At 55.2% G+C, this 23,560-nt stretch carries 18 protein-coding genes and 1 pseudogene; 12 read left to right on the top strand and 7 right to left on the bottom strand.

Annotated features, from left to right (window positions below; genetic code table 11):
• Nucleotides 1-48 precede the first annotated feature (48 nt).
• On the bottom strand, nt 49-1,470 hold the full coding sequence (locus ACI7MX_RS06610; RefSeq protein ID WP_314491410.1) for an alanine/glycine:cation symporter family protein: 1,422 nt from the start codon (nt 1,468-1,470) through the stop codon (nt 49-51).
• Nucleotides 1,471-1,879: 409 nt separating this feature from the next.
• A complete protein-coding gene (aspA, locus tag ACI7MX_RS06615) occupies nt 1,880-3,304 on the bottom strand; it encodes an aspartate ammonia-lyase (protein ID WP_405583933.1) in 1,425 nt (474 codons plus the stop codon).
• A 180-nt stretch (nt 3,305-3,484) separates the two neighbouring features.
• On the opposite strand from aspA, the gene ACI7MX_RS06620 reads away from it, so the two are divergent.
• Entirely contained in the window at nt 3,485-4,396 is a 912-nt protein-coding gene (locus tag ACI7MX_RS06620) for a LysR substrate-binding domain-containing protein (protein WP_314491414.1), read from the top strand.
• A gap of 54 nt (nt 4,397-4,450) precedes the next feature.
• Here the strand turns inward: ACI7MX_RS06620 and ACI7MX_RS06625 are convergent, their stop codons facing one another.
• Together ACI7MX_RS06625 and ACI7MX_RS06630 are read right to left on the bottom strand one after the other, a co-directional pair.
• A complete protein-coding gene (locus ACI7MX_RS06625) occupies nt 4,451-6,202 on the bottom strand; it encodes a dermonecrotic toxin domain-containing protein (RefSeq protein WP_405583929.1) in 1,752 nt (583 codons plus the stop codon).
• 561 nt (nt 6,203-6,763) lie between these two features.
• Nucleotides 6,764-7,006, bottom strand: a complete 243-nt coding sequence (locus ACI7MX_RS06630; RefSeq protein ID WP_405583926.1) for a hypothetical protein — start codon at nt 7,004-7,006, stop codon at nt 6,764-6,766.
• Between the two features lie 581 nt (nt 7,007-7,587).
• Between ACI7MX_RS06630 and purE the strand changes: the two genes are divergently transcribed.
• The 4 genes and pseudogenes from purE to ACI7MX_RS06650 all read left to right on the top strand — a co-directional run bounded on the left by purE (nt 7,588) and on the right by ACI7MX_RS06650 (nt 10,132).
• The gene (purE, locus tag ACI7MX_RS06635) at nt 7,588-8,079 is read left to right on the top strand and encodes a 5-(carboxyamino)imidazole ribonucleotide mutase (protein WP_122783549.1); all 492 of its coding nucleotides are present in this window, start codon (nt 7,588-7,590) and stop codon (nt 8,077-8,079) included.
• A gap of 11 nt (nt 8,080-8,090) precedes the next feature.
• The gene (locus tag ACI7MX_RS06640; protein ID WP_405583922.1) at nt 8,091-9,176 is read left to right on the top strand and encodes a 5-(carboxyamino)imidazole ribonucleotide synthase; all 1,086 of its coding nucleotides are present in this window, start codon (nt 8,091-8,093) and stop codon (nt 9,174-9,176) included.
• Between the two features lie 105 nt (nt 9,177-9,281).
• Nucleotides 9,282-9,530 carry a GlsB/YeaQ/YmgE family stress response membrane protein gene (locus ACI7MX_RS06645; protein WP_314491425.1) on the top strand — a complete coding sequence of 83 codons (249 nt, stop codon included), beginning with the start codon at nt 9,282-9,284 and terminating at the stop codon, nt 9,528-9,530.
• Between the two features lie 82 nt (nt 9,531-9,612).
• Nucleotides 9,613-10,132: pseudogene (locus ACI7MX_RS06650) on the top strand (DUF3299 domain-containing protein).
• Between the two features lie 164 nt (nt 10,133-10,296).
• On the opposite strand, the gene ACI7MX_RS06655 reads toward ACI7MX_RS06650, so the two are convergent.
• A complete protein-coding gene (locus ACI7MX_RS06655) occupies nt 10,297-11,196 on the bottom strand; it encodes a D-hexose-6-phosphate mutarotase (RefSeq protein WP_405583918.1) in 900 nt (299 codons plus the stop codon).
• Nucleotides 11,197-11,254: 58 nt separating this feature from the next.
• The gene (locus tag ACI7MX_RS06660) at nt 11,255-11,656 is read right to left on the bottom strand and encodes an acyl-CoA thioesterase (RefSeq protein WP_314492991.1); all 402 of its coding nucleotides are present in this window, start codon (nt 11,654-11,656) and stop codon (nt 11,255-11,257) included.
• 373 nt (nt 11,657-12,029) lie between these two features.
• Here ACI7MX_RS06660 and ACI7MX_RS06665 point away from each other — a divergent pair, with 373 nt between their 5' ends.
• The 7 genes from ACI7MX_RS06665 (at nt 12,030) to ACI7MX_RS06695 (ending at nt 21,479) form a co-directional block, all read left to right on the top strand.
• Nucleotides 12,030-13,319 (top strand): MFS transporter, encoded by a 1,290-nt coding sequence (locus ACI7MX_RS06665; RefSeq protein WP_314492994.1) that lies wholly within the window; start codon nt 12,030-12,032, stop codon nt 13,317-13,319.
• 156 nt (nt 13,320-13,475) lie between these two features.
• The gene (locus ACI7MX_RS06670) at nt 13,476-14,462 is read left to right on the top strand and encodes a phosphate ABC transporter substrate-binding protein PstS (RefSeq protein ID WP_094999526.1); all 987 of its coding nucleotides are present in this window, start codon (nt 13,476-13,478) and stop codon (nt 14,460-14,462) included.
• 220 nt (nt 14,463-14,682) lie between these two features.
• The gene (locus tag ACI7MX_RS06675; RefSeq protein WP_405583913.1) at nt 14,683-16,968 is read left to right on the top strand and encodes an ABC transporter permease subunit; all 2,286 of its coding nucleotides are present in this window, start codon (nt 14,683-14,685) and stop codon (nt 16,966-16,968) included.
• 15 nt (nt 16,969-16,983) lie between these two features.
• Entirely contained in the window at nt 16,984-18,654 is a 1,671-nt protein-coding gene (gene pstA, locus ACI7MX_RS06680) for a phosphate ABC transporter permease PstA (RefSeq protein WP_405583910.1), read from the top strand.
• 111 nt (nt 18,655-18,765) lie between these two features.
• The gene (gene pstB / locus ACI7MX_RS06685) at nt 18,766-19,599 is read left to right on the top strand and encodes a phosphate ABC transporter ATP-binding protein PstB (RefSeq protein ID WP_122783559.1); all 834 of its coding nucleotides are present in this window, start codon (nt 18,766-18,768) and stop codon (nt 19,597-19,599) included.
• 112 nt (nt 19,600-19,711) lie between these two features.
• Nucleotides 19,712-20,473, top strand: a complete 762-nt coding sequence (gene phoU / locus ACI7MX_RS06690) for a phosphate signaling complex protein PhoU (protein WP_314491233.1) — start codon at nt 19,712-19,714, stop codon at nt 20,471-20,473.
• Between the two features lie 118 nt (nt 20,474-20,591).
• On the top strand, nt 20,592-21,479 hold the full coding sequence (locus tag ACI7MX_RS06695; RefSeq protein WP_314491232.1) for a response regulator: 888 nt from the start codon (nt 20,592-20,594) through the stop codon (nt 21,477-21,479).
• A 131-nt stretch (nt 21,480-21,610) separates the two neighbouring features.
• On the opposite strand, the gene ACI7MX_RS06700 is transcribed toward ACI7MX_RS06695, so the two are convergent.
• Nucleotides 21,611-23,560 (bottom strand): DUF4105 domain-containing protein, encoded by a 1,950-nt coding sequence (locus ACI7MX_RS06700; RefSeq protein WP_405583905.1) that lies wholly within the window; start codon nt 23,558-23,560, stop codon nt 21,611-21,613.

Raw genomic sequence — 23,560 nt, forward strand, 5'->3', positions numbered from 1 at the left:
TCCATAAGCAAAAACGCGGCGATTCTGTGAAGAATCGCCGCGTGAGTGTCAGCGTTTTATTTCTTCGGCCTTGGCGGCCGGGAGGGGCGGCCAGGCCTTCAGATCGAGATTCAGATCTGGGAATTTACTGGAATCGAACACCGGTGTCTTGATACCCGCACGTCGTTGATCGTCGTAGTCTTTGAGCACGCGCATGCAGATCTTGAACAGCATGGCCAAGGCGACCAGGTTGACGAAAGCCAGCATGGTCATGGCGATGTCTGCGAAGGCAAAGACGGTTTGCAGGTTTTCAATCGAACCCCAAAAAATCAGCACCAACACCAGCGCGCGGTAACCCATCAGTGCCTTGCGGCTTTCACCGACCAGGAAGCGCAGGTTGTTCTCACCCAAGTAGTAGTTGTAGAGCATCGAAGTGAACACAAACAACGCCAGCGCTACGCTGATAAACACACGACCCCATTCGCCCACGACGGCTGCCAGCGAGTTTTGGGTCAGGGCAATGCCGTCCCCTTCAAAGCCCGGCGTGTAAAAGCCGGAAAGAAGAATCAGCAGCGCGGTGCAGGTGCAAATCACGAAAGTGTCGAGGAATACGCTGAACGCTTGAACCACACCTTGTGCGATGGGATGTTCAACGTCCGCCACGGCGGCCACGTTCGGGGCGCTGCCCAAACCGGCTTCGTTGGCGAACACGCCGCGTTTTACACCCATCACAATGGCGCTGCCGATCAAGCCGCCAAACACCGGGTCTAGGCCGAAGGCGCTTTTGACGATATGGCCCAGCATGGCGGGTACGTGATCGAATTGCAGCACGATGACGTACAACGTCACGGCGATGTAAGCCAGGGTTTTGACCGGCACCAGCAGGTCAGCGACCGAAGCGATACGTTTGATCCCGCCAATAAACACAAGGCCCAACAGGACGGCGATGGCAAAGCCCGAGTAGCTCACTTTAAAACCGAAGGCATCTTGCAGGGAGTGGGTGACGGCGTGAGCTTGCAGGCCCATGAAGGCGAAACCGAATGTGATGAGCAGCAGGACGGCCATCAGTTTGCCCATCCAGATTTTGCCCAAGCCATACTTCATATAGAAGGACGGGCCGCCACGCAGTTGGCCTTCAGCATCGCGGCGCTTGTACAACTGGCCCAGCGAACACTCGATCAAGCTGCTGGACATGCCGACCAGTGCGGTCACCCACATCCAGAACACGGCACCGGGGCCGCCGAGTGTGACGGCAATGCCGACGCCAGCAATATTGCCTGCACCCACACGGCCCGCCAGGCTCAGCATCAAGGCTTGAAATGAGCTGAGTTCGCCGGCGCTGCTGCGCAGGCTGTCTTTGAAAACCGAAAACATGTGCAGGAAGTAACGGAACTGTACGAAACGCGAGCGGATCGTGAAGTAGCCACCGAGCCCGACCATGAGCACGATCAGCACTTTCCCTGAGAGGAAGTCATTGATGACTTCAAGCATGGATTATTCCTCGCTGTTTTTATCTGATGGCAAAACGGCCGGATCACGATCACGCATTACGCCCGTCAAGACAGGGCATAAAACTAGGCAATCAAGTGGATACTGGCCTTCTTGCTGCTTGGTTTACGATGCTGTTTCCGTGCTGTTGTTGACCGCTGGTGCTGGGGCCGGGCACAGGAAGAGGGGCGGCACTATACCTAGGAGAGTAGGAATCGTCTCCATAAGTGACGGTTTTTTCATCTGCGAGTCGTCCGAAATGCCCTCAACCTAACGCCTTAGCTCGTTGATAGGGGGGCCATCAAGGTCAAATCGCGGGCAAAAAAAAGGGCCTGCAGACATGTCTGCAAGCCCTCAAAAGGTGAGAGGTGTCTAGTCCCTCGACCTGGTGAGCGTAAAGCGTGTGACAGCATCAGGCCTTTAGAGGCACCAGACGCGGAGCAATCATGTTTTCCGGGCGCAGGATGTCGTCGAGCATGGCGTCGTCGAGCAAGCCTTCTTCGCGCACCAGTTCCAGCACACCGCGACCGCTTTCGAGGGCGATACGGGCGATGCGGGTGGCGTTTTCGTAACCGATGTACGGGTTCAGTGCCGTCACCAGACCAATCGAGTGTTCAACCAGCTCACGGCAACGTGCTTCGTTGGCAGTGATGCCGACGATGCAGTGCTCGCGCAGCATGTCCATGGCGCGTTGCAGCAGGCGGATCGAGTCGAAGATTTTGAAAGCGATCAGCGGCTCCATCACGTTCAGTTGCAGTTGACCGCCTTCGGCTGCGATGGTCAGGGCCAAGTCGTTACCGATGATTTGGAATGCCACTTGGTTAACAGCTTCCGGGATTACCGGATTGACCTTGCCGGGCATGATCGAGCTGCCAGGCTGACGCGCTGGCAGGTTGATTTCGTTGATGCCAGTGCGTGGGCCGCTGGACAGCAGGCGCAGGTCGTTGCAGATCTTCGACAGTTTGACCGCAGTGCGCTTGAGCATGCCGGAGAACAGGACAAAGGCGCCCATGTCGGAGGTGGCTTCGATCAAGTCAGCTGCTGGCACCAGCGGGTGGCCGCTGATGGTCGCCAGACGAGTCACGGCCAGGTGCTGGTAGCGCGGGTCGGCGTTGATGCCAGTACCGATGGCCGTACCGCCCAGGTTCACTTCCGTCAGCAGCTCGGGTGCCAGTGTTTTCAGGCGAGCCAAGTCTTCGCTCAAGGTGGTAGCGAAAGCGCGGAACTCTTGACCTAAGGTCATAGGTACAGCGTCTTGCAACTGGGTGCGACCCATTTTCAGCACGTGGCTGAACTCAACACCTTTAGCGGCGAAGGCTTGAATCAGGCTGTCCAGGCTGGCCAGCAGAGCGTCATGACCCAACAACAGGCCCAGACGAATGGCCGTCGGGTAGGCGTCGTTGGTGGACTGCGCCATGTTGACGTCGTTGTTCGGGTGCAGGTATTGGTATTCGCCCTTCTGATGGCCCATGGCCTCCAGCGCGATGTTGGCGATGACTTCGTTGGCATTCATGTTGGTTGAAGTGCCAGCGCCGCCTTGAATCATGTCCACCACGAACTCATCGTGGAAATCGCCTCGGATCAGGCGGGCACAGGCTTCGCTGATGGCGGCGTGCTTGGCGTCGCTCAGATGACCCAACTCACGGTTGGCGTCAGCAGCGGCCTGTTTGACCATGGCCAGGCCCACAACCAGCTTAGGGTAATGCGAAATCGGAACGCCGGAGAGACGGAAGTTATTCACCGCTCGCAGGGTCTGGATGCCGTAATACGCTTGAGCGGGTACTTCGAGTACGCCAAGCAGGTCTTTTTCGGTACGGAAAGATGCAGCGGAGGACATGATAGAAATCATCTCGATAAGGACCCGGTCAAGGCCGGAACGCTGCGAATCCTAGGCTTGCGGTCTATTTAGGGCCAATGCCTTTAAACACTATCCTATGCAGAAACGGCATAATGCAGACGTGACGCGAACGCAGCGTCGAGCGTGTGACCCAATTTGGTGCGTGTCCGGGAGGACTCAATGAATCTAGAAAGTAAGTGGTTGGAGGACTTCAGTGCCCTGGCCGCCACCCGTAGTTTTTCGCAGGCAGCAGAGCGTCGTTTTGTCACTCAGCCAGCGTTCAGCCGACGCATACGCAGCCTTGAAGCGGCGCTGGGGCTGACCTTGGTGAATCGTTCCCGCACCCCGGTTGAACTGACGGCGGCTGGTCAGTTGTTTTTGGTCACGGCACGCACGGTGGTCGAACAGTTGGGCGAAGTGCTGCGTCACCTTCATCACCTCGAGGGAGGGCAGGGCGAAGTGATTCAGGTAGCCGCTGCGCACTCCCTGGCGTTGGGGTTTTTCCCTCGGTGGATTGCCCAGTTGCGCAATGACGGGTTGAACATTGCGACGCGTTTGGTTGCGACTAACGTCGGAGACGCCGTTCATGCGCTGCGTGAAGGAGGCTGCGATTTGATGCTGGCATTCTACGATCCGGATGCGGCGTTACAGATGGACCCGGAAATATTTCCGTCTTTGCACTTGGGCAATACCGAAATGCTCCCGATCTGTGCGGCCGATGCGGACGGCAAGCCTTTGTTTGATTTGGAAGGCGATGTGAGTGTGCCGTTGTTGGCCTACAGCGCGGGCGCCTTTTTAGGTCGCTCAGTGAATTTGTTGCTGCGCCAGCGTAGCCTGCGCTTCACCACTATCTATGAAACCGCCATGGCCGATAGCCTCAAAAGCATGGCGCTCGAAGGGCTGGGCATTGCCTGGGTACCGCATTTAAGTGTGCGTGCTGAGCTGGCGCGAGGTGAGTTGGTAGTGTGTGGGGGGCCGCAATGGCATGTACCGCTGGAGATTCGCTTGTACCGCTGTGCTTTGGTGCGCAAGGCCAATGTGCGGTTGTTATGGCGCAAACTTGAGGGCGGGTCAGCCCAATCTGCGGTTTGAAAAAAGAAAGGCCTTGTCAGAGGTCTTTCTTCTTAGATGTGCTGGATTTAATTGTCAGGTTAATTGGCTGACGTACTGGCGGATATTTTCACGATTTTTATCGCTGAATCGTTGAGCGTGTCCACGAAGAAAAGAGAAGAAATCGGTGGTGACCCCAGCCATGGGCGAGTCATGCCACCATCCGTTATAGATAATCCCTCCGTCCTCATGAGTGGCTCCGAGCATATGACCTATCTCATGGGCGGCTGTGGAGCTATGTTTTATTGATGCAATGCTAAATTGGCCTTTGTTAAATGCAGTACCTAATATGCGTGAATTGATCTTTTCCTTGGTTAATAACAGATACAGGTTAAGAGGATTAAGAGGATCGGAAAGTTTTAATTTCTTATACATAGCCGCTTTCCAGAGGGCCAGACTGACTTCGGATTTCTCGTTTTTATAGTTGAAGGGTGATTCGTTTGTATCGTAAAAAAATACCAGAGATATGTCGCGTTTGGTTATATGGTTTAGTTCGGTTTTTATCCAGCTTAAATAGTTGTATTCAAGTGTTTCATTATGAATTCCGCTGAGATCTGGATGAACATAAATATTAATATTGATGGGGGCAGGTGAAGACGAGGTGGTCGGTAAGATTGTTTCAATAGGTAGTATATTTTCATCTTGGTCAGGCGCGGTTAGGCGTGTGTTGTTAACATTGGCAAGCGCTTCCTGCCTGAGGGTTGTGGCAAATGTTAGAATCGGCGTTAAATCTGCAGCCGAACGAGTAATGTGTTCTGCCCAATAAGGGGTACGGGTTATTTCTGGTGAGACGGATGCCATCGAATAGATGATGTCCAGCTTTTGCTTTTCAAGAAGACTTCCGATCAAATTAATGTAAAAGTCAGCGTGAGAAGTAATCGGCGCTAAAATAATGGACTCAGCGTCCAGTTCCTCTTCTATTTCTTGTCGCCGACTGTTTAGAGTACAGGCAAGTAATGTGTGCTGAACATTTTCATTGATCAGCCCGGCCAGGTTCATTTTTAATGCGTCGAGCGATTCAAACTCTGTCAATGGCTGGCCGGGAACGAATAATACGCAGGGGTTATCAGGCGTAGAGGAGGCGGCAGAATGTTGACTGATGACAAATGCGCCAACCATATGAATATGATCGTTCATGTCATAGTTTTGTATAAATACGTCGTGTATATGATGCGCGCTGTTTTTGTTCAGAGCGCAGAGTTGAGCAATGAGTTTACGGCCCTCAAGCGACAGGGTTCTTTGACTAAAACTCAGGGTGGCCGCACATTGCAGTTGCGTGGCAAACAGATGTGAGAGATAAGCCTGTTTGCTGACTTGATTCTGGTCCTGAGTGGGTTGCCAATATTCGCTGATGTCATTAATCAAGTATTGAATGCTTTGAAGCTCACTTAGGGTGCGTTTTATTTTTTTCTGGTCGAACTCATCCAGCCGTTCTGGTTTTTGAGCAACGATGCGATAGAAAAAGGATTCTTCACGGTAGTCTTCCGGGATTTTGTTAAAGCGTATGAGATGTTCGAAAATATCGTTCAATGTAGAGGGGTTCACGCTATTTAAGGCGTCTACGTGTACGTTGTCTCGTAAATGAAAGAAATCCTTCAAGCTTGGGTGCTCGGGGTGAGGCGGCAAAGCTTGCGTCAGTGTTTTTAATGCGCTCATACCACGCCATGGCATAGCATTCATAAGGCTGGCAATGCGAGGTTCCAAATGGGTTAGCAAATCTTTGGCAACGTGTGGCGGGAAATTCAAAGCGTGCGCAGCTGTGGGGAAATGCTCAAAAATATCATTCATTGATATGCCTATATATTTGTAGTGTGCAGAAGTCAATTGTCGGGTCAGGTTATAAATTATAAAGGCGGTTGGGCTGGGGTTGTGTATAACTATCTATTTTGATGTGAGGGTTTAGTTATGGTTACAAGGTTTTATATACCCTTTGTATAAGAGAGCCATCTGCATCCTATGCAGAGTTCTCGTATGTGTGGGTGCTACACAAAGAGTTGAGCTGATATGATTTTTTTTGTGATGTGTAAAATACGATCAGGCAGGTCGTAAATTTCGACTCGGTTCGTCAGTTTGTAAGAAGGTCAGGCGTGATGATTGGGAGCGATTGATTGGTCAACCCTTAGCCAAGCCTTCCAATATGCTGTAACACAGGCATCCCTTACGAAGTAAGAGTTGATTCCTTGCAGCACTCGGAATTTACAGTTTCAGTAGGCTAATGAGACTAAATAAACGCGATGTTGAGCGCATCAATTTCGGTTGTAGGGGGGCTTTAGGTTTCTCGGGTATTAAAAAACCCGCATTAAAGCGGGTCAAAAGGATTTCATTTCATCTGTTTCAGATTAGATAATTTTAATTCAGTTGTTCATAGGCTCTATTGAACTGCTGAAAAGTTATTTCATCACCTGGCGCCACCCCCTCCCCTTCAAGCCCCTCTAAAAGTTCGGATATTGAGTAACTAGCTAACAAACCATTAAGAATGGGAGTCCTCAATTTAATTTCAATATTGGTAGAGGTAACGGGGTCATTTGCTTCTGCAGACGTATTGAATATGGTCTCAATTACTGTCTTTTGGAGAGGCTCTAACGTAGGCATAAAATGCTCCATTATTTCTCGAGGGGGGATTGTTCACTTGTGCAAAGCAATGCCACACATTTCTATACATTAAGAATAGTGTCAACTGATATTTATGACAGTTGACACATCATCCAAATTGAAATCTGGAACATTATTATTTAAATGCTCAATGCTTGCAGCTCGGTGTCTAGGTGCCCATATTGATGATTTATAGAAATTCACACCTGTGACGAGCGACGGCCCCGTCTGTTTCATTAACCGTCATAAAATTCTTCCCATGAAATTTCCGGACGCCATAAAACGACGAGCGGCTGACTCAATCAAGTGCTGCAATTTGCCAAAGGTACCACTTGATTTATGCCTGCTGCTGCGCGATTTTGATTTGACCTTTGGGTCAGTCAAGCCGGGCCTTTAAAAGGCTGAGCAGCGTGTAGACAGATGGTCGTTAAAGGTGCTTTTAACGCACTTCTTTCGGGTATACTGCGCGGCCTTCGGCCGGCACGACCGGCCTTAATTCCTATAACAAGCCACGTCGGTTTCCCCGCGTGGCTTGTTGTTTTTTGACGCGCCTGCGGGCGCCCAAGAGAAGAGGCGCGACGATGAGTGCATTAGTAGGCGTGATCATGGGCTCCAAGTCCGATTGGTCCACCCTCAGCCACACCGCCGATATGCTGGAAAAACTCGGCATCCCTTACGAAGTCAAAGTGGTCTCTGCCCACCGCACTCCGGATCTGCTGTTTCAGTATGCTGCCGAGGCCGAAGGCCGCGGAATTGAGGTCATCATTGCCGGCGCCGGTGGCGCGGCACATTTGCCGGGCATGTGTGCCGCCAAAACGCATCTGCCGGTGCTCGGCGTTCCGGTGCAATCGGCCATGCTGTCAGGTGTCGATTCGCTGCTGTCGATCGTGCAAATGCCAGCGGGTATTCCAGTTGCAACCTTGGCCATTGGCAAAGCGGGCGCGATCAATGCCGCGCTGCTGTCAGCCAGTATTTTGGGCGCCAAGCACCCTCAGTTTCATGCCGTGTTGAAAACATTCCGGGCTGAACAGACAGACACCGTGCTGGACAATCCAGACCCACGCGTAGCCTGAGGTTTTTGACGATGAAAATCGGTGTAATCGGTGGCGGTCAATTGGGCCGCATGCTGGCTCTGGCGGGCACTCCGCTGGGCATGAACTTCGCTTTCCTTGATCCAGCGCCTGACGCCTGCGCAGCAGCGCTGGGTGAGCACCTTCGTGCGGATTACAGCGACCCTGATCACTTGCGCCAATTGGCTGATGAAGTGGATCTGGTGACGTTTGAGTTTGAAAGCGTGCCGGCTGAGACCGTGGCCTTCCTGTCGCAATTTGTGCCGGTTTATCCGAGTGCCGATGCGCTGCGTATTGCCCGTGACCGCTGGTTCGAAAAAAGCATGTTCAAAGACCTGGGCATTCCGACCCCGGCGTTTGCCGACATTCAGTCCCAAGCAGATCTCGATGCCGCGGTGGCCAGCATCGGTCTGCCTGCCGTCCTCAAAACCCGCACCTTGGGTTATGACGGCAAGGGTCAAAAAGTGCTTCGTTCTACTGAAGATGTCGTTGGTACGTTTGCCGAGTTGGGCAGCGTGGCGTGTTTGCTGGAAGGCTTTGTACCTTTTACCGGCGAAGTGTCGCTGATTGCCGTCCGCGGCCGTGATGGCGAAACCCGGTTTTACCCGCTGGTGCACAACACTCACGACAGCGGCATTCTCAAGTTGTCCGTGGCCAGCACCGACCACCCGTTGCAGGCACTGGCGCAAGATTACTCCAGCCGTGTGCTTGAGCAGCTGGATTATGTCGGTGTGATGGCGTTCGAGTTCTTTGAAGTCGACGGTGGCCTCAAGGCCAATGAAATTGCCCCGCGCGTACATAACTCTGGCCACTGGACGACCGAAGGCGCTGAGTGCAGCCAGTTCGAAAACCACTTGCGCGCCATTGCCGGCTTGCCGCTGGGCTCGACCGCCAAGGTGGGCGAAAGCGCCATGCTCAATTTTATCGGCACTGTACCGCCGGTAGAGAAGGTCATTGCCATTGCTGACTGCCATTTGCATCACTACGGCAAGGCTTTCAAAGTAGGTCGCAAGGTGGGTCATGCCAACTTGCGTTGTGTCGACATGGCCACGCTGCGAGCGCAGATCCAACAGGTTGAAGCGCTGATCGACGAAGCTTGAATCGTAAATCGGCGGGAACCATTCGGTTGTCGCCGCTCTCAGATGGCGTGATGCCAAAGTGCTGACTAGGCTTTGGCTTACGCCATCAAATGAGAGGACGCGTCTATGGGCATCATCGGAACCATTTTTATCGGCCTGATCGTTGGCCTGCTGGCTCGTTTCCTGAAACCAGGTGACGACAGCATGGGCTGGATCATGACCATCCTGTTGGGTATCGGCGGCTCGTTGGCGGCGACCTATGGTGGTCAGGCGTTGGGTATTTACCACGCAGGCGAAGGTGCCGGGTTCATCGGTGCGGTGATTGGTGCGGTAGTCTTGCTGGTGATCTACGGCCTGGTTACGAAAAAGAGCTGATCGCGTGTTTAGCCCTCTCTGCGCCAAGCCCGGAGGGGGCTAAACTGCACGCCGTCTTCAGCCCTTCTTGATCGAGCCTGTCATGCGACGTTTTGTAGTAATCCTTCTTTTACTGGGCGCAGGCCTGGTCCACGCGGCAGAACTGCCCGAAACCGACTGGCTGGAATTGATGCCCAAGTCGGATCAAAAAGCCCTCGAAGAAATGCCCGAAATCGACCATGACTCGCCTGAGGCCATGGGTACGTTTACCGAAAAGGGCGGAATGAAGCAAAGCAAAGGCCTGCCAGCCGTCATGTATTCCACTAAAACGGTGCCTGCCATGAACGGCAAGACGTCCTGTGCCGCTGGAAACTGACTCAAAGGGACGCAGTACGTTGTTTTTCCTGGTGCCTTACCCTGGCGCATGCATTCACGTGCCACCGCCACCGCCTAATCAATTGGTGCTGGTGCGTTATCCAAAAGGCTTGCAGCTGGACGATATTTATACGCCGCTGTGGGTCATGGGCACGTTAAAGGTCGAGAGTGTGAGCAATGATTTGGCTGATGCAGCCTATGCGCTGGACGCCAGCAAGGTGCGGGTTGTGGTTGAGGAGGATTTGTAAGCGATCCGTCACACCCTCACCCGAGCCCTTTCCCAGAGGGAGAGGGAATCGATTGAGCGATGCTAAAAGTTGATAGCAATCTGACAGAACGGCTTTGAATCCAAAATCGACTCTGTCAGTCCCCTCTCCCTCTGGGAGAGGGCTAGGGTGAGGGCAGGTCTTACCTACCCCCGCAAGCGCCCACTGCCAATGCTCACGCCCAACGTATGACTCGCCCCCGGCGCCAGCGTTATCACATCGTCCATCACATTGGCCGTTTCGATACAGAGCATGCGCTGCCAGCCATCCGCGGCCATATCGCTGAACGTGGCCGTTTTGTCGATCCACGGGTTCCAGATCACGGCAGAGCGTGAGCCACGACTGGTCAATTCAATGCGGCGCGACCACTTGGGATCAACGATGCTGAGCTGCTCAGGTGTGTCGAGATAGATTCGATCGGTCTCGCTTGTGAAGGTCAAGTCGCCCGTTTGCTCAACACGCTTCCAGTCGTCGAGTGTTTCGATATAGGTCAGCCCGTCGACGCCTTCTACCTTCACCTGGCGTACATCGCTCACCGCAAAGTAGCTGTGCAGCGCTTGGCTGATACTGACCGGGATGCGGCTTAGGTTGTGACTGGTGAGGCTGATATGCAGTTGCGAGTCCAGACGTACAGTCATCGTCAGTGCAACATCGTGTGGCCAACCGGGCAGGCCGCCTTCGACCTTCGGCAGTCTCAGTTCGATATGCAGTGCTTCTCCCGCATCATCAATCTCAACCAATTCCCACTCACGGGTGCGCACCAGGCCGTGTGCCGAAGCGGGTTCATCCGACTCGCGCATGGCTTGAACGCTGGCCGGGTTGAGTGCCAGATTGCCAAACCATGGCCAGCACACCGGAACGCCGGTACGGATACCTTTGCCGTGCTTGTACTGCGCTTTCTCGTTGAGCCAGATAATCGGCGGCTCATCGCCCACTTGATAGCTGAGCACCTGAGCGCCTTGTTTAGCGATCAAGAGTTGTGCCTGCCCATGCTGGAAGTGCCAGCACTCCAGTTCGTCCAGGGTGACTGACTCAATATGATGCATGACAGGCTCTCTATTTCAGTAGTAAGGGCGGCAGTAGACAAGCATTTAGCGACGAGGTTTAACCGCGAGAGGGAACCGCGCGCGTCCGGCCGCTGCCATCAATCGCCACGAATACAAATACGGCCTCGGTCACTTTGCGCCACTCGCTGGACAGCGGGTCGTCGCTCCACACTTCAACCATCATCTGGATAGAGCTGCGGCCAATTTCCAATGCTTGCGTGTAAAACGACAGCTGTGCACCGACGGCCACAGGAACCAGAAATGCCATACGATCAATTGCGACTGTGGCTACACGGCCGCCGGCAACTTTACTGGCCATTGCGGTGCCCGCAAGGTCCATCTGAGACACCAGCCAACCCCCGAAAATATCGCCAAAGCCGTTGGTCTCGCGGGGTAGGGCAGTGATTTGCAAGGCCAGATCGCCCTGCGGGATTGGATCTTCTTGTTCGAGCTCTAACATGCCGAAGGGCCTCTGACCCGTGATTCATTAAGGTAGTGCGGGTGAATAAGCGTCTTTAGAAAAACGATTCAGCCCGAACATACTACGTTCGTCACGTTCTTCATAAGCCGCGCGAAAGAAAACTCTGCGAAATCGGCTGGAGGTTACCCAGCAGGCGCTTTAGCACAGCAATCTTAGTGTTTCAGGATGTTTGTGCGGTCAACGAGTATATCGGGGGATAGCCGGGCCGACGACCTTCTGATTTTGCTTTTTGAGTGAGTCATGCGTCTAGCTCTACGCATTTGCAAACAATTTGTTATCTTTCAACGCCTGCCCAATCCCTGCCGGTGCTGTTGCAGCTTTGCGCCGAGCCTAATAAGAGATACCTGACCCCATGATCACCGAAGCTTCCAGTGCTGCGCCGCCATCGCGGCCGTTAACCCGTAATGATTACAAAACCTTGTCGCTGTCTGCTTTGGGCGGTGCGCTGGAGTTTTACGATTTCATTATTTTTGTGTTCTTCGCCACCGTGGTCGGGAAATTGTTTTTCCCGGCGGATATGCCCGAGTGGCTGCGCCTGATGCAAACCTTCGGCATTTTCGCCGCTGGCTACCTTGCCAGGCCGTTGGGTGGCATTGTCATGGCGCACTTCGGCGATTTGCTGGGGCGTAAAAAGATGTTCACCTTGAGCATCTTTATGATGGCGGTGCCGACGCTGATCATGGGCTTGCTGCCCACCTATGAACAGATTGGCATGTGGGCTCCGATTCTGTTGCTGTTGATGCGCGTTATTCAAGGCGCCGCCATTGGTGGCGAAGTGCCGGGGGCTTGGGTGTTCGTGGCCGAGCACGTACCCCCGCGTCATGTGGGCTACGCCTGCGGCACGCTGACGTGCGGGCTGACAGCGGGCATTTTGCTGGGCTCGCTCATGGCGACCGCGATCAATTCGATTTATACCCCGGCTGAAGTGTCTGATTACGCGTGGCGAATCCCTTTCTTGATGGGTGGGGTATTCGGCCTGTTTTCGGTTTACCTGCGCCGTTGGTTGCACGAAACGCCGGTATTTGCCGAGCTGCAACTGCGCAAGGCGCTGGCCGAAGAAGTACCGCTCAAAGCCGTACTGCGTGAGCACCGTGGGGCCATTGTTATTTCAATGCTTCTGACCTGGTTGCTGTCAGCCGGAATTATCGTGGTCATTTTAATGACCCCGACCGTTCTGCAAACCGTGTACGGGTTTTCCGCGACAACCTCGCTGCAAGCGAACAGTTTGGCGATTGTGTTCTTGAGCGCGGGCTGTATTGCTTCAGGTGCTCTGGCTGATCGGTTCGGGGCGGGCAGGGTGTTTGTGATCGGCTGTGCCGCATTGCTGATCACCTCGTGGACGTTCTATCACAGCCTGTTGCAACACCCGGATTGGCTGTTCCCGCTGTACGCATTGAGCGGCTTATTTGTTGGCACCATCGGAGCCGTACCGTATGTCATGGTTAAAGCCTTTCCAGCGGTGGTGCGTTTTAGCGGCCTGTCGTTTTCCTATAACTTGGCCTACGCCATCTTTGGGGGCCTGACGCCAATGGCAGTGACGCTGTTATTGAAAGAAAGCCCGATGGGCCCGGCGTACTACGTCGCTATCATTTGCACCATGGGGCTGCTGGTGGGCGCGTACTTGTGGAAGAAAGGTCGCTGACTTGTCGTCACACTGCCTTGCCCTCTCCCTCGAAAGGCCATCATTTTTCAACGAATGATGGCCTTTCATCTAATTGTCACAATCGGTTCATAGAGTGGTCACACGGCCTCCAGATACTGGCCCCGATTCATCTAACCCGTTTGCTAGGAGTAAGGCATGAAACTGAAGCGTGTGATGGCGGCCCTGACTTTTGTCGCCGCAGGCGTTGCAACTGCAAATGCGGTTGCCGCGGGTGTTGATCCGGCGATCCAGCCGTACGTTAAGACCACCGGTGTGTCGGGTAACCTCTCCAGCGTTGGTTCCGATACCTTGGCGAACTTGATGACGCTGTGGGCTGAGGCCTACAAAAAAGAATATCCCAATGTAAATATTCAGATTCAGGCTGCCGGTTCCTCGACCGCGCCTCCGGCCATCACTGAAGGCACCGCTAACCTGGGCCCGATGAGCCGCAAGATGAAAGACAACGAGCTGGCGGCTTTCGAGCAGAAGTACGGCTATAAGCCTACCGCTATCCCGGTGGCCGTCGATGCCTTGGCGGTGTTTGTGCACAAGGACAACCCGATCAAGCACCTGACGATGGAGCAGGTTGATGCCATCTTCTCGTCGACTCGTTTGTGCGGTGCCAAAGCCGACGTTAAAACCTGGGGCGACCTGGGTGTGACCGGCGACCTGGCCAACAAGCCGGTGCAATTGTTTGGTCGTAACTCGGTGTCCGGCACCTACGGTTACTTCAAGGAAGAAGCGCTGTGCAAAGGCGACTACAAGCCTAACGTGAACGAACAACCAGGCTCGGCTTCAGTTGTACAGTCGATCAGCAGCTCGCTGAACGGTGTGGGTTACTCGGGCATCGGTTACAAAACCGCCAGCGTGAAGACCGTGCCTTTGGCTAAAAAGGGCAGCACTGAGTTCGTCGAAGACACCGAAGAAAACGCACTGAACGGCAAATACCCGCTGTCGCGTTTCCTTTATGTGTACGTGAACAAGGCGCCTAACAAGCCGTTGAACCCGCTGGAAGCCGAGTTCATCAAACTGGTGCTTTCCAAGCAAGGTCAGGAAGTGGTCGTGAAAGACGGTTACATCCCGCTGCCAGCCAAAGTCGCAGCCAAAGCGCTGGCTGACTTGGGTTTGAAAGAAGGCGCATAAACGCTGTAGCCGCTGCCGCCAGGCTGCGATAAGGGCCGCAGGGCCTTCAGAAATGAGGGTCGCTGCGCAACCCTTCGCAGCCTTCAGCAGCGGCTAAAGGTTGTGCGCTATTGCAGAAACACCACAGTTTTTCACTCCGCTGCCCGCACCACTGGGCGGCGGATTTTTTGCGTCACTGCTTTGTCATCTTTCTGTCATACAGGACCGCTAGGGTGTGCGCATGAATGATCTGGCCAATTCCCCAATGACTACGACTTCCGCTCCCAAGCGCATTGATTTCAATACGCCTGAACTGCAACGCAAGCGGCGCATTCGCGCGCTTAAAGATCACCTGACCCGCTGGTATGTGTTTGTCGGCGGTCTAGCCGTGCTCGGTGCAATCACCCTTATTTTCTTCTTCCTTGGCTATGTGGTTTTCCCTTTGTTTCAGGGCGCAGACCTCACGACCAAACAGGCGATGACTCCGGTGTGGATGCAAGATGCCGGCAAGCCGCTGATGCTCTCCGTCGAGGAGCAGAATCAGGTGGGTATGCGGGTCTCGGACAAGGGCTTGGTGTTGTTCTTCAACGTGAAGAATGGCGATGAGCTGTCACGGGTCAATTTGCCGCTGCCGGCTGACACGCACGTCACATCGATTGGTGAGGACCAACCGGGTAACCCGGTGGTGGCGCTCGGCTTGTCCAATGGTCAGGCGCTGGTGTTCCGCCACACTTACCGGGTCAGCTATCCGGACGGAAAAAAGACCATCACCCCGGCCGTTGAATACCCCTATGGCGAAGCGCCAATTGCGCTCGACCCGCAAGGGCGTCCGCTGGATCACGTTAACCTGAGCGTCAACGATTCGACGCTGGTGCTGGCGGGCTCCACGGGCGCGCAGCTGAATGTGGTGTCGCTGGCCAGCGAAGAAAACATGATGACCGGCGAGGTGACGAACTCCGAGACCCGCATTGACCTGCCGCAGATGACTGAGCAGGTGAAAGCCCTCTACGTCGACCCGCGCCAGCAATGGTTGTATGTGATCAACGGTCGCGCGCAAGCCGATGTGTTCAGCCTGCGAGACAAGAGCCTCAACGGCCGGTACAAACTGGTCGATGACGCCACGACCGAAATCACCGCCAGCACCCAGTTAGTAGGTGGCATCTCGTTGATCTTCGGCGATTCCAGGGGCGGTCTGAGCCAGTGGTTTATGGCCCGCGATCCGGATGGCGAGCAACGCTTCAAGCATATCCGTAGTTTCCAGATGGGCACTTCACCGATCGTTGAGATCACGGCCGAACAGCGCCGCAAGGGCTTCCTGGCTCTGGATGCGGCCGGTGAAATCGGTGTGTTCCACAGCACGGCGCACCGCACCCTGCTGGTTGAAAAGGTGGCTGAAGGCCCGGGCATCATGGCGCTGTCGCCCCGTGCCAACCGCATCATCGTAGAAGAGGGCGGCAAGCTCGTCCCCCTGACGCTGAAAAACCCGCACCCCGAAGTCTCCTGGAGCGCGTTATGGAGCAAGGTCTGGTACGAAAACTACGACGAACCTAAATACGTGTGGCAATCGACGGCTGCCAACACCGACTTCGAACCGAAGATGAGCTTGGCACCGTTGACCTTCGGCACATTGAAGGCGGCGTTCTACGCCATGCTACTGGCGGCGCCGCTTGCCGTTGCGGCGGCCATCTATACCGCTTACTTCATGGCCCCGAGCCTGCGCCGCAAGGTCAAGCCGGTCATTGAATTGATGGAAGCGATGCCGACGGTAATTCTGGGCTTCTTTGCCGGCCTGTTTCTGGCGCCGTACGTAGAAGGCCACTTGCCCGGGATTTTCAGTCTGCTGATGCTGCTGCCCATCGGTATCCTGGTCGCGGGCTTCGCCTGGAGCCGCCTGCCTGAGTCGATCCGCCTGCGCGTGCCGGATGGCTGGGAAAGCATGATTCTGATCCCGGTTATCCTCTTTATTGGCTGGTTGTCGCTGTACATGAGCCCGTTTATGGAAGCGTGGTTCTTCGGTGGCGACATGCGCCTGTGGATCTCTCACGACCTGGGCATCACTTACGATCAGCGCAACGCGTTGGTGGTGGGTTTGGCGATGGGCTTTGCGGTCATCCCCAACATTTACTCGATCGCTGAAGATGCCGTGTTCAGCGTGCCGCGCGGCCTGACCCTGGGTTCGTTGGCACTGGGCGCCACACCGTGGCAGACCATGACCCGCGTGGTCATCCTGACCGCCAGCCCGGGGATTTTCTCGGCACTGATGATCGGCATGGGCCGCGCCGTGGGCGAGACCATGATCGTGTTGATGGCCACGGGCAACACGCCAGTCATGGAAATGAACCTCTTCGAAGGTCTGCGCACCTTGGCGGCGAACGTGGCGGTGGAGATGCCGGAGTCGGAAGTGGGCGGCAGTCACTACCGCGTGCTGTTCCTCTCGGCGCTGGTACTGCTGTTATTCACCTTCATCATGAACACACTTGCCGAGCTGATTCGTCAGCGTCTGCGCAAGAAATATTCGTCGCTTTAAGGAAGGTAGAAGTCTGTGAAACAGAATTCCCTCAAAGGTTGGTTCAAGAGCGGCGCTCCCGGTGTGTGGATCAGCGGTGGTGCGGTGTCGCTGGCGGTGATCATGACCATTGGCTTGCTGGCGGTGATCGCCGTGCGCGGGCTGGGGCATTTCTGGCCTGCTGATCTGGTGCTGGCGCAATACAACGTGCCGGGCTCTGCCAATCACGTGGTGCTGGGCGAAGTGGTGCAAAAGGAAGAAGTACCACGCGAACGCCTCAAAAGTGCCGGTCTACCCGTCCCTGATCAAGGCCCCGAGTTTATGACCCGCGAGCTGATCAAGGTGGGCAACCGCGACCTCAACGGTAACGACTTTACCTGGGTGGTGGGCGAGTGGTTGACCAACCAGACCACGCCGCCTGAACTTTTGGCCATTGAGCGCCGCGAATGGGGCAACTTCTACGGTTACCTGGTCAATGTGAAAGAAGACGGCAAGGTGGTCGCTGAAGGCGCTGCTGCGTGGCCAGAGCTGCAAGCCAGGGTCAAGCGCGTCAATGACCTGGCCAAACAACTGAGCCAGCTGGAAAAGAAAGACATTGGCGCCATCAACTATGGGCTAGAGCGTATCCGCCTGCATGGTCGCAAGCTGGAGCTGGAAGGCAAGCTCACGCCACAGGCTCAGGCAGACATGGAAAGCGAGCGCGCCGAACTCAATGCGCGTTACAAAGCCATTGAAGACCGCTTGGGCGACTTGCACGCACAATTCAATCGCGACAGCCTGACGGCCCGCGATGCCAACGGCAAAGAGCTGGAAATCAGCATTGGCAAAGTGGTTAAGGCTTATCAACCGAACGCCATGAACAGCTGGCAGAAGCTGGCCATGTATTTCAGCAACATCTGGGAATTCCTTAGCGAAGACCCGCGTGAAGCCAACACCGAAGGCGGCATTTTCCCGGCGATTTTCGGCACGGTAATGATGACGTTGATTATGGCGGTGATCGTGACGCCGTTCGGCGTGCTCGCAGCGGTGTACCTGCGCGAATATGCGAAGCAGAACACCCTGACCCGTGTAATCCGGATCGCGGTCAACAACTTGGCGGGTGTGCCGGCGATTGTGTACGGGGTGTTCGGTCTGGGCTTCTTTGTCTACGTACTGGGCGGCTCTGTGGACCGCCTGTTCTTCGCCGAGGCCTTGCCAGCGCCGACCTTTGGTACGCCAGGCCTGATGTGGGCTTCGTTGACATTGGCGCTCTTGGCAGTGCCTGTGGTCATCGTGGCCACTGAGGAAGGGCTGGCGCGTATCCCGCGTACCGTACGCGAAGGTTCGCTGGCGCTGGGTGCGACCAAATCTGAGACCTTGTGGAAGATCGTGCTGCCTATGGCCAGCCCGGCCATGATGACCGGCATGATCCTCGCCGTTGCCCGTGCCGCGGGTGAAGTGGCGCCCTTGATGCTGGTGGGCGTGGTCAAACTGGCACCGTCGTTGCCGCTGGATGGCAACTACCCCTATTTGCACCTTGATCAAAAAATCATGCACTTGGGCTTCCATATTTATGACGTCGGGTTCCAGAGCCCGAACGTTGAAGCGGCACGCCCGTTGGTTTATGCGACGGCGCTGTTGCTGGTCATGGTGATTGCAACGCTCAACTTGTCGGCCGTGTGGATACGTAACCACCTGCGCGAGAAGTACAAAGCGCTGGAAAGCTAATAGATAAGCCTCAAGCGGCAAGCTACCAACGGCAAGTCAATGCCGCCGCCGCTTTTGCTCAAAACTTGCAGCTTGCAGCTCGAAGCTTGCAGCTACGAACGGAGTGAGACCATGCAGCATGAAACCTCAACCCACGGCATTAATATGTCTGCCCTGGGTCGCACCAAACAGAGCCTGAACCTGGAAAATGAAGAAGTCGCCATTGAAGTGCCGGGCCTGAATCTTTACTACGGCGATAAGCAGGCACTGTTCGACGTTAACCTGAACATCCCGAAACAACGGGTGACGGCGTTTATCGGCCCGTCGGGCTGCGGCAAGTCCACCTTGTTGCGTACCTTTAACCGCATGAACGACCTGGTTGATGGCTGCCGTGTTGAAGGTGAAATCAACCTGTACGGTAATAACATTTACCGCAAGGGCGAAGACGTGGCCGAGCTGCGTCGTCGTGTCGGGATGGTGTTCCAAAAGCCGAACCCGTTTCCCAAGACCATCTACGAAAACGTGGTGTACGGTCTGCGGATTCAGGGCATCAACAAAAAGCGCATCCTCGATGAAGCCGTTGAGTGGGCGCTTAAAGGGGCCGCCTTGTGGGACGAAGTCAAAGACCGCCTGCATGACTCGGCGCTGGGCTTATCCGGCGGTCAACAACAGCGTCTGGTGATTGCCCGTACCATCGCGGTCGAGCCTGAAGTGTTGTTGCTTGATGAGCCGTGTTCCGCACTGGACCCGATTTCGACGCTGAAAGTCGAAGAGTTGATTTATGAGCTCAAGTCCAAGTTCACCATCGTCATCGTGACCCACAACATGCAGCAGGCGGCACGGGTGTCGGATTACACCGCGTTCATGTACATGGGCAAAATGGTGGAATACGGTGACACCGATACCTTGTTCACCAATCCGGCCAAAAAACAAACCGAAGACTACATCACCGGTCGATATGGCTAGACGCAGCTGCTAAGCCGTTAGCTTCTAGCGGCACGAGAAAGCAGAACGGCGTAACGACACCATTAACTTGTAGCTTGAAGCTTGTCGCTTGAGGCTTTTGCGGAGCAAACCCATGATTTCAAAGGATGGCCTCACCCATCACATTTCCGCGCAGTTCAATGCGGAGCTCGAAGACGTACGCAGCCACTTGCTGGCAATGGGTGGTCTGGTCGAGAAACAGGTTAACGATGCGGTCACGGCGTTGATCGAGGCCGATTCGGGTTTGGCGCAGCAGGTACGTGAGATCGATGACCAGATCAATCAGATGGAGCGCAACATCGACGAAGAGTGCCTGCGCATTCTGGCCCGTCGACAGCCTGCGGCCTCTGACTTGCGCTTGATCATCAGCATTTCCAAATCGGTGATCGATCTGGAGCGCATTGGTGATGAGGCGACCAAAATTGCTCGCCGTGCGATCCAATTGTGTGAAGAAGGTGAAGCACCGCGTGGCTACGTTGAAGTGCGGCACATCGGCGATCAGGTGCGCAACATGGTGCGTGATGCACTGGATGCATTTGCCCGCTTCGACGCCGATTTGGCCCTCTCAGTGGCGCAATACGACAAGATCATCGACCGCGAATACAAGACAGCACTGCGTGAGTTAGCCACCTACATGATGGAAGACCCGCGCTCTATTTCGCGTGTCTTGAGCATTATCTGGGTGCTGCGTTCGCTGGAGCGCATCGGCGACCACGCCCGCAATATCTCCGAGCTGGTGATTTATCTGGTGCGCGGTACCGACGTTCGGCATATGGGCCTTAAGCGCATGAAGCAAGAAGTTGAAGGTACGCGCGGGGATAACGCTCATGTTGTGCCCCTGGCTGACGATAAATAAGACTGCCCGAGTCAAAAAACGCCCGGCTTAATGCCGGGCGTTTTGCTTTTCGGCGTTTATATTCAAGGCACATGGCTATCATTTGGCGCATGGTGGTCGGAATTTCAAGGAGCAGTCGATGAGCAAGGTCAGTGTGCTGGTGGTGGATGATGCGTCGTTTATTCGCGATCTGATTAAGAATTGCCTGCGTAATTATTTTCCGGGCATCAGGATCGAAGACGCCGTCAACGGCCGCAAAGCACAAGCGCTGCTGGCCCGCGAGTCGTTCGACCTGGTGCTGTGTGATTGGGAAATGCCGGAGATGTCGGGTCTTGAGTTACTGACGTGGTGCCGGGAGCAAGATCACCTGAAAACCTTGCCCTTCATCATGGTCACCAGTCGTGGTGATAAAGAAAACGTGATTCAGGCCATTCAGGCCGGTGTTTCTGACTTCGTTAGCAAGCCTTTTACCAATGAGCAATTGCTGACCAAAGTGAAGAAGGCGTTCACCAAAGCGGGCTTACTGGATGCAGTGATGAGCAGCGCGCCTGTTCGTACCAGTACCGGGTTCGCTAATGACTCGTTGAATGCCCTGACGGGTGGCAAGGCTCAAGTGGTTGCGCCTGCTGTACGTCCTGCTGCGGCTCCGGCAGCACCTACCTCGCCGCCCGCTGCCGCGCAACCGCTGTCAGGCCGCGGTCAGGGACAGCTCCGGCTGCCTAACGGAGCGTTGACGTGCGTGATCAAGGCGTTGAGCTTGAAGGAGGCGTTGCTGGTTGTACGTCGTGGCGATGTGCTGCCACAGGTGCTGGCGAGTGCGGTATTGGACCTTGAGCAAGGCGAGAACGCCGAGGTGGCGCGTTTAAATGGTTACCTGCATGCCATTATGGCTTTCGAACCCAAGCCCGACAGCGACTGGCTTCAATTGACGTTTCGGTTTGTGGATCAGGATGCCGAGAAAATGAACTACCTGTCGCGGCTGATTGCCTTCGGTACGGCGCAAAAGCACTTCGTACCGGGTGCGTAACATCGTTACCCAAAGGGTGTAGCCGCTGCCGCAGGCTGCGATAAGGTCCGCAGTACCTTCGCTTTGGATTTAATAAAGCGGGTTACTACGCAACCCATCGCAGCTTGCGGCATCAACTGCAGGTGTTCAGTTCAAGGCAACTGCAATCCACCAGAAGCTTTATGCAGCGCTCGCAGGTGTTCACCAATCTGTTTGACGTTGGCTTCAGTGGCGGCAATTTCAGCGGCACGAGATGGCTCCAGCAAGCTGCGCACCTCTTTGTCCAAATCACCGGTCAGGCGCAGCAGTTGTTGCTGGCGCTGGCTGCTCTCGGACTCAAGCATTTCCCACTCTTTGGCTTGTGGCAGACCATAGCCACTGCTGCCCAGTAATTCGGCCGGGCGACTGAGAAAACCGCTACTGGCCAGAATTTCTTGCAAGGTTTTGTTGGCTTTATCCATGCCGCCATCTTTGATTCCGCGGGCCCCCAGGTACTTCTGTTTAACCTCGTCCTGAGCCAGCAGCAACTGGCGCCTGAAGCCGGCTTGCTCCAGCAACAATAGCGCTGCGCTGGCGCGTATATCCGCCTGTTCGATCCAGGGCCTGCGCTCATCTGCGTTCAAGGCCAGCCAGTCATCAACGTTGTCCTGCTTGATCGGCAACCGGGTCTTTAGCACGTCAAACATGGCCTGATAACGGTCTCGGTAGGAGTCGAACCGATAACCTAAACGCAGCGCTTCTTTCGGATCATCCAGCACGCTGGTGTCTGCCAGCCCGCGAGCTTTGAGCACTTCAAGCAGACCATTGGGCATGATGCTGTCCAAGCCCTGGAGTTGAGTGTTGCCGCTACCACTGCGCAACAGTTTGAGGGTCTCAACCGCACAGTTATTGGAAACAAAGTAATAATCGCCGTCGTAACTCCAATGCATCTCGGCGGCGTGCTCGACCACCTCTTCAATTTCAGAGCGATTTAGATTGAGCGGCACAGAAGCCAGGCTGCGCAATTCTGTCTTGGTGTACTCATCGATGACTTGCGCCAAGGGCAGCACGAACAGCCGTGACGGGTACGCCCCCGTCAGACCATCCCAGCTTGAAAGCTGTACGTCATTTACGAATGCGCGGTAGGACAACACCAAGTGTTCCTGCAAGTCCAGGCGGCAGTCGGGGCCACGTGGGCGGCCAGGAGCACAGATCACCAGGCGCAACATGCTGTGGCCCCAGCGGCTGGCCCACTCTTGGTTGGCTTCTGCCAGCAAGTAGTCAACGGCATATACACGCTCGGGATCGACGGTGCCCAATGGCTGTTTGCCAAAGTCGTTGCCGGCATTAAGAAACGCGAATGCCTTTGGGCACGGGTCTTTATCGGCAGGCGCCCAGCCGAAATGTGCTTTGTAGTAGCGATACAGGGCCGGGCGACGGCATGCGTAGGCCGGGTCAAGGAGAAAGTACTCCATATTGACCGCTACAAATTCTTTGGGGTTGGTGACTTCGTACAGATCGGGACTGCGCACAATCTGGTGGTTATCTTGCTCGCGTTCGCCACGGCGGCCTACGTATTGCTGCCATCCGGCAAGGTCCAGCAGTCGAGGGTCATCACTGAGGGTAAAGCGTCGTTCGGTTTGACCCCGGCACTCATCGGGCAAGCCAATCAAGCCAGCACTGCTGCTTTGTCGAGTGCAACGCTGGATCAAAGTCCGTTGTGTGGCAGGCCAGAGGCGGGCGCGGTCATATAAGTGGGTCAATTCATGCAGTACGGTGGCGAGTAATTCGCGACGAACAGTGCCATGCGGGCGCTGGGTCAGCTGGGTTGCAGCTGATCCGTCTGTCAGCCCCGCCAGTAACTTGCGATTGAGGTCAAGTTCAGACACCAGAGACGCCTGTCCATAGGCGTTACTCGGCATGTCATCGGTCCAGCCCACTAGAATCTGACGATCCAGTTGCTCGACAAAGCGCGGTGGCAGGCTCTGCATGGCTTCATCCAGCAGGGCTTGGCTGGCCTGCTGTTCGGCCGGGCTAAGGCCCTCGCTCTTGAGTTTCAGATGCAGAGCGGCTTGAGCGCTGCCAAGGGTAAGCAGCAGGCCACAGGCGGCGAGCCACCGCAT

The organism is Pseudomonas sp. 2024-210 (genome assembly GCF_045062345.1).
In the GTDB taxonomy this organism is placed as follows: Bacteria; Pseudomonadota; Gammaproteobacteria; order Pseudomonadales; family Pseudomonadaceae; genus Aquipseudomonas.

Bases quoted from the DNA above. Each gene is read 5' to 3' on its own strand.
- ACI7MX_RS06610 (WP_314491410.1), bottom strand. From the start codon at position 1,470: ATGCTTGAAGTCATCAATGACTTCCTCTCAGGGAAAGTGCTGATCGTG.
- aspA (WP_405583933.1), bottom strand. From the start codon at position 3,304: ATGTCCTCCGCTGCATCTTTCCGTACCGAAAAAGACCTGCTTGGCGTA.
- ACI7MX_RS06620 (WP_314491414.1), top strand. From the start codon at position 3,485: ATGAATCTAGAAAGTAAGTGGTTGGAGGACTTCAGTGCCCTGGCCGCC.
- ACI7MX_RS06625 (WP_405583929.1), bottom strand. From the start codon at position 6,202: ATGAATGATATTTTTGAGCATTTCCCCACAGCTGCGCACGCTTTGAAT.
- ACI7MX_RS06630 (WP_405583926.1), bottom strand. From the start codon at position 7,006: ATGCCTACGTTAGAGCCTCTCCAAAAGACAGTAATTGAGACCATATTC.
- purE (WP_122783549.1), top strand. From the start codon at position 7,588: ATGAGTGCATTAGTAGGCGTGATCATGGGCTCCAAGTCCGATTGGTCC.
- ACI7MX_RS06640 (WP_405583922.1), top strand. From the start codon at position 8,091: ATGAAAATCGGTGTAATCGGTGGCGGTCAATTGGGCCGCATGCTGGCT.
- ACI7MX_RS06645 (WP_314491425.1), top strand. From the start codon at position 9,282: ATGGGCATCATCGGAACCATTTTTATCGGCCTGATCGTTGGCCTGCTG.
- ACI7MX_RS06655 (WP_405583918.1), bottom strand. From the start codon at position 11,196: ATGCATCATATTGAGTCAGTCACCCTGGACGAACTGGAGTGCTGGCAC.
- ACI7MX_RS06660 (WP_314492991.1), bottom strand. From the start codon at position 11,656: ATGTTAGAGCTCGAACAAGAAGATCCAATCCCGCAGGGCGATCTGGCC.
- ACI7MX_RS06665 (WP_314492994.1), top strand. From the start codon at position 12,030: ATGATCACCGAAGCTTCCAGTGCTGCGCCGCCATCGCGGCCGTTAACC.
- ACI7MX_RS06670 (WP_094999526.1), top strand. From the start codon at position 13,476: ATGAAACTGAAGCGTGTGATGGCGGCCCTGACTTTTGTCGCCGCAGGC.
- ACI7MX_RS06675 (WP_405583913.1), top strand. From the start codon at position 14,683: ATGAATGATCTGGCCAATTCCCCAATGACTACGACTTCCGCTCCCAAG.
- pstB (WP_122783559.1), top strand. From the start codon at position 18,766: ATGCAGCATGAAACCTCAACCCACGGCATTAATATGTCTGCCCTGGGT.
- phoU (WP_314491233.1), top strand. From the start codon at position 19,712: ATGATTTCAAAGGATGGCCTCACCCATCACATTTCCGCGCAGTTCAAT.
- ACI7MX_RS06695 (WP_314491232.1), top strand. From the start codon at position 20,592: ATGAGCAAGGTCAGTGTGCTGGTGGTGGATGATGCGTCGTTTATTCGC.
- ACI7MX_RS06700 (WP_405583905.1), bottom strand. From the start codon at position 23,560: ATGCGGTGGCTCGCCGCCTGTGGCCTGCTGCTTACCCTTGGCAGCGCT.